We start from the raw sequence: 5,574 nt of genomic DNA, 5'->3' as shown, positions 1-5,574 counted from the left end.
TCACCGGCGAGGACCCGGCCCGCACGCCGCCCCTGCTCCACGACCTCGACGGAGTGGACGTCGACGTCGACATCACCCCTCCCGCGCAGCCCGGCTCCCTCTCGCTCTCCGTCGCCGCCGACGCCGTCGACCTCGCCGAGTCGGGCTCCACCGCCCTCCAGCGCCGGTTCACAGGCGGGCTCCCCACGGTCACCGTCACCGACTCGCGCGTCGGCGCGCAGAACGACTGGTACGTCCTCGCCTCGGCGAGCGCCCTCACCAGCCCGAGCGCCTCGATCGGAGCCGACCACCTCGGCTGGACCCCGCGCCTGATCACCGGCACCGGCGCCATCGCGGGCGATCCGGTCGCCTCCTCCCTCGAGGGCGGCGCGGGCCTGCGGGACGCGCTGCTGCTCGGAGCCGCCGGCGGGGCCGGCACCTGGAGCGCCGACGCCGAGCTGCGGCTGCTGGCCGAGCCGGACGTCGAGGCCGGCTCCTACCGCTCGACGATCACGCTGTCGCTGTTCTCCTAGGCGCGGACCAGCGCAACGGCCGGGGACCGCGCCCCGCGGTCACTCCTGAGCGACCGCGACCGCCACGACGAGCGCGGAGTGGACCGTCGGCTCAGAGACGGCGAAGTAGCGGCTCGAGCCCTCGATCCAGGCCTCGGTCGCGCCCTCCCTGGTGCGGAAGCGGACGGGCTCGTCGCTCGACGTCCCGCGCCCGTCGGCCTTCGCGACCGCCTGCGAGCGCAGATCGGCGAGCACCTGCTCCGCCGTCGTCGCCCCGGACGCCACGCGGTCGCGGACGCTGCGGGCACGCACCGCGTCGATCCCGATGTCGCGTCCGGTCGCCAGCGCCGCGACCACCGCGCCGTCGCAGTGCGCGATGCTGATCCGCATCCGCTCCAGCGCCGGGTGCTCGCCGCGGAGCACCGGGCGGCCGTGCGGTCCGGAGCAGCGCTCGCAGCACGCGTCCACGGCGACCTCGAGGGGATCGATCCCGAGCGTCTCAGCAGCCAGCTCGCGCACGAGGACCCGGCCGAGGAGGAAGCCGTCCCGGACCTCGCGCCGACTCGTCGCCTCGTAGCGCAGGCGCTCGGCGAGGGTGAGCAGGCGCAGCATCCGGTGGCGGGCGGAGTCGAGGACCTCGGGCCGCGCCCAGCGCAGCTGCACGTCGTCGGTGGCGAGGAGGGGGAGTCCGGTCATGCCCCGGACGCTACGCACGCCAGGCGACATCGGCGTGACGGGAGGGTGGCCGGAGGGAGACGGGCCGCTGTTGACTGGGAGGCGTGCAGACCTTCCTCCCCTACCCCGACTTCCACCGCAGCGTCCGCGCCCTCGACGGCAAGCGGCTCGGCAAGCAGCGCGTCGAGACGCTGCAGGTCATGCGGGCGCTGACCGTTCCGGGGTACGGCTGGCAGAACCACCCCGTCACGCGGATGTGGCGGGGCTACCGACCGGCGCTGATGACCTACCAGCGCGAGACCTGCGCGGAGTGGACGGAGCGCGGCTTCGCCGACACGTGCCTCGTGAAGACCGAGGAGGCCCTCGCCGCCGCCCCGGAGGATCTCGCCGCCTACCTGACCGGCGACTACGCGCTCCCGCCGTGGTTCGGCGACGAGCGGCTGCACCTCTCGCACCGCTCGAAGCTCGTGACCAAGGACGAGGACCACTACGGCCCGCTGTTCCCCGGCACGCCGCCGGGGCTCGACTACCTCTGGCCCGTCGGCGCCTGAGCTCAGGCCGCGGGCGGGCGGAGGAACGGGATCGCGATGCGCGGACGGAACACCTCGCGCTGGTTCGCCTTCACCAGTCCGCAGATGATCAGCACGAAGTGCACCAGCCAGAGCACGGCGAACAGCGTGATCGGGATGCCGATCGGGTAGAAGTCCTTCGCGAGCGGGGTGTCGGAGGCGGCGAAGAGCAGCACGACGTGCGCGCCGAGCGTCACGACCCCGATCAGGATCACCGTCAGACCCCAGTTCGCCGCGTTCCGCGCGTTCTCGGCGGCGAGCCCGCCCTTCCTCCGGGCGGAGGGGTACACGGACGCCATGACGATGCCGCCCACGATCAGGCTGAGGAACGGGATCCCGATGAACGCGAGGAAGCCGAGAGCGTACGAGAGGGCGCCCGTGGGCGGTGCGGGGACGGCCTGCGGAGGCGCGACCGGAGCGGCCTCCGGGGTCGTCGCGTCGGCCGGTCGGGGGTCGGAGGAGGGGCTCGCCATGCCGACAGCCTAGGGAACGCCGTCCCCCGGGTGGCGGTCAGGGTCTTTTCAGGCCTCTGGCCGGGCCTTCGTCTTCGGGGGCTCTCGGGTTAGTCTGTCGAGGTTGACCTGCCGCACGGAGCGTGCAGGGCGTCGGCCGCGGTCGTCGCAGCATCCGGGGGGATTCGCGAAGGAGAAGGTTTGGCGTCCGACAGAAGGACCACCGGTGGTGTGGTCAAGGCGATCGTGGGCTTCCTGGGCATGAGCGTCGTGGCCGGAGTCCTCGTGACCGCCACCGTCACCCCGGCCGTGGCGCTCGCCGGAGTCGCCGCGAACCAGTCGATCGGCGTCTTCGACGGCCTGCCCGACTACCTCGAGGTCGACAAGCTCTCCGAGAAGAGCAACATCTACGCGACCGGCTCCGACGGCCCGCAGCTGCTCGCCTCCTTCTACGTCGAGAACCGCGTCGAGGTGCCGCTCGACCGCATCGCCCAGGCCGCCAAGGACGCCGCCGTCTCGGGTGAGGACCCCCGCTTCTACGACCACGGCGGAGTCGACCTCCCCGGCACCCTCCGCGCCGTCGCGCAGACCTACGTGCTCGGCAACGACGTGCAGGGCGGATCCTCGATCACCCAGCAGTACGTGAAGAACGTCCTCGTCGAGAAGGCCGTCCGCAACATCTCGGACGACTCCGAGCGCGCGGCCGCGATCGACGAGGCCACCCGGACCTCCCCCGAGCGCAAGCTCCGCGAGATGAAGCTCGCCATCGGGCTCGAGAAGCAGTACACGAAGGACCAGATCCTCCAGGGCTACCTCAACATCGCGTTCTTCGGAGGCACCACCTACGGCCTCGAGACCGCCGCGAACTACTACTACGCGACCTCGGCCGCGGACCTCTCGATCGCCCAGGCCGCGAGCCTCATCGCGATCGTCAACAACCCGGCCGTCCTGCGGATCGACCAGCCCGACAACCCGGACAACGGCGCCGCGAACGGCTACGCCCGCAACAAGGACCGCCGCGACTACATCATCGGCAAGATGCTCGAGGAGGGGAAGATCTCGCAGGAGGACCACGACGCCGCCGTCGCCACTCCGATCGAGCCCCGCATCACCCAGCCCAGCACCGGCTGCTCGACCGCGGGCAACGCGGGCTTCTTCTGCGACTACGTCACCAACGTCCTGAAGAACAACGAGATCTTCGGCGCCGACGAGGACACCCGCTGGACCAACTTCCGCCGCGGCGGCCTCGACGTCTACACGACGCTCGACGTCGGCCTGCAGGACGCGGCCGTCGCCGCCGTCGACGCGCAGGTCCCGCAGACCTGGAACTTCGACGTCGGAGCCGTCTCCGTCAGCGTCGAGGTCGGATCCGGGCGCGTGCTCGCGATGACGCAGAACAAGAAGTACTCGCAGGATCCGGACGTCCTCACGACCGACCCGTCCTACAGCGCCGTGAACTACAGCACCGATCGGGCCAACGGCGGATCCTCCGGGATCCAGCCGGGCTCGACCTACAAGCTCTTCACCCTGGTGGAGTGGCTGAAGGAGGGCCACAGCATCAACGAGTCGGTCGACGGGACGCGCAAGTCCACCTGGGGCACCTTCACGGACTCCTGCGTCTCCGGCGGCACCGACACGAGCAACGAGACGAGCGCGAAGAACGACGAGGGCGGCACCGGCGAGGTCGGCACCCCGGTGTCCTTCACGAAGACCTCCCTCAACACCGGCTTCGTCGGCATGGCCCGTGAGCTCGACCTGTGCGGCATCCGCGACACCGCGGTCGACATGGGCGTGAAGCAGGGCAGCGGCGAGGAGCTCGAGCACAACCCGTCGTCGGTGCTCGGCACGAACTACGTCTCGCCCCTCTCGATGGCCGGCGCCTTCGCCACCATCGCCTCCGGCGGCACGACCTGCGACCCCGTCGCGATCGACCGCATCACCGACTCCGCCGGAGCCGACCAGCCGGTGCCCCCGGCGAACTGCCGCCAGTCGATCGACCGCAACGTCGCCGCCACCGCGGCCGTCGCGCTGCAGGCGACCTTCACCGGCGGCGGGACGGCCGTGGCCTCCCGCACCGGCGACGGCGTTCCGCTGATCGGCAAGACCGGCACCACCGACGACGCGAAGGCCACCTGGATGACCGGAGCGAGCACCCGCGTCGCGACCGCCGTCGGCGTGTTCAACGTGAAGGGCGACGCGAACCTGCGCCTCGGCCGCTACTCCTTCGACTCCGGATCCGCCGCCACCGCGCGCCACCGCATCTGGCCGGTCGTCATGCGCGCCGCCGACGCGACGTACGGCGGGACGGACTTCCCGGAGGCCGACGGCTCGCTGCAGGTCGTCCCGAAGGTGGACATCCCGGATGTCGTCGGGCTCTCCTCCGCCGACGCCGAGGCCAAGCTCGAGGCGGCCGGCTTCGGCGTCGTGCAGGGCGGCACGGAGGCGAGCGACGCCGCGGTCGGGACGGTCACCCGCGCCGCCCCGTCGGGCTCGGCCCCGCGCGGCACCGCGATCACCGTGTTCACCAGCTCCGGCAACCAGAAGACCGTGCCGAACGTGACGGGCCAGGACCTGGAGGCCGCGAAGAACGCCTTCGGCGCCGCCGGCTTCACGAAGATCACGCTCGCCTGCGCCGAGGACCCGAAGGCGCCCGACGCCGGCCAGGTCACCGGGCAGGAGCCGGCCGGCGGCTCCCCCGTCGCTCCGGACGCCACGCTGAAGGTGACGATCACCGCGAAGAAGTGCCCCTGACCGGCGCCTGACGGCTCGCGAGAACGCGTCCGGCCCGCGAGGATCCTCGGATCCCGCGGGCCGGACGCGTTCCTGTCGGACGACGGCGTCGGAGCCGGGGCTACTGCCCGCGCCCCCGGATCGCGCCGACGATCGCGACGGTCGCGAAGTAGACGATGAGGGCCAGCACGCCGAACGAGGCGAGCGCCCCGCTGGCCTCGGCCCAGGGCCGTCGCTCGTCCGTCATGGTGCCGGGCATGACGATGTCGAGGGCGAACATGCCCACCGCCAGGGCGAAGCAGACGAGGCTCAGCACGAGCAGCGCCCGGACCGCCTTGCCCACGGGGTCGTAGTAGCGCGGGTTCGACATCGTGCCTCCGGTTCTCGTGCTCTCGTGTCTATCCCGCCCGGACCGCTGTGGCAAGCCGTGGGGACGCGAAGACCCCCGCCCCTCCCCCTCCGCGGGCGCCGCTCGCGACGACGGGCGGTGCCGTCGTCACGAGCGGTGTCTCGCGGAAGGAGGAGGGACGGGGGTCGGAGCGGGACCGGCTACGCGGCCAGCGGGAGGGCGGCGGCCGAGGTCACCAGCAGCTCGCCGGCGACGGCGTCGACGCGGACCGCGCCTCCGTCGGAGACCTCGCCGCTGACGAACAGGTC

At 72.2% G+C, this 5,574-nt stretch carries 6 protein-coding genes; 3 read left to right on the top strand and 3 right to left on the bottom strand.

From position 1 onward, the window contains the following. Window positions 1–512 (top strand): hypothetical protein (locus tag C5C55_RS16695; RefSeq protein ID WP_104234620.1); only part of this gene is annotated, 512 nt, incomplete at its 5' end. Window positions 513–551: 39 nt separating this feature from the next. On the opposite strand, the gene C5C55_RS16135 is transcribed toward C5C55_RS16695, so the two are convergent. Continuing rightward, window positions 552–1,187 carry a 4'-phosphopantetheinyl transferase superfamily protein gene (locus tag C5C55_RS16135; RefSeq protein ID WP_104234619.1) on the bottom strand — a complete coding sequence of 212 codons (636 nt, stop codon included), beginning with the start codon at window positions 1,185–1,187 and terminating at the stop codon, window positions 552–554. 83 nt (window positions 1,188–1,270) lie between these two features. Here C5C55_RS16135 and C5C55_RS16130 point away from each other — a divergent pair, with 83 nt between their 5' ends. Beyond that, the gene (locus tag C5C55_RS16130; RefSeq protein WP_104234618.1) at window positions 1,271–1,717 is read left to right on the top strand and encodes an MSMEG_6728 family protein; all 447 of its coding nucleotides are present in this window, start codon (window positions 1,271–1,273) and stop codon (window positions 1,715–1,717) included. A 2-nt stretch (window positions 1,718–1,719) separates the two neighbouring features. Here the strand turns inward: C5C55_RS16130 and C5C55_RS16125 are convergent, their stop codons facing one another. Next, window positions 1,720–2,208, bottom strand: a complete 489-nt coding sequence (locus C5C55_RS16125) for a DUF4870 domain-containing protein (protein ID WP_104234617.1) — start codon at window positions 2,206–2,208, stop codon at window positions 1,720–1,722. A gap of 180 nt (window positions 2,209–2,388) precedes the next feature. On the opposite strand from C5C55_RS16125, the gene C5C55_RS16120 reads away from it, so the two are divergent. Beyond that, window positions 2,389–4,938: a transglycosylase domain-containing protein gene (locus C5C55_RS16120; RefSeq protein WP_258065275.1), complete on the top strand. Its 2,550-nt coding sequence runs from the start codon at window positions 2,389–2,391 to the stop codon at window positions 4,936–4,938. A gap of 100 nt (window positions 4,939–5,038) precedes the next feature. Here the strand turns inward: C5C55_RS16120 and C5C55_RS16115 are convergent, their stop codons facing one another. Next, the gene (locus C5C55_RS16115) at window positions 5,039–5,287 is read right to left on the bottom strand and encodes a hypothetical protein (RefSeq protein ID WP_104224361.1); all 249 of its coding nucleotides are present in this window, start codon (window positions 5,285–5,287) and stop codon (window positions 5,039–5,041) included. Between the last annotated feature and the right edge of the window lie 287 nt (window positions 5,288–5,574).

It is taken from the genome of Rathayibacter sp. AY1C2 (assembly GCF_002931195.1).
In the GTDB taxonomy this organism is placed as follows: Bacteria; Actinomycetota; Actinomycetes; order Actinomycetales; family Microbacteriaceae; genus Rathayibacter.
This window is presented reverse-complemented; position numbering and strand designations above follow the sequence as displayed.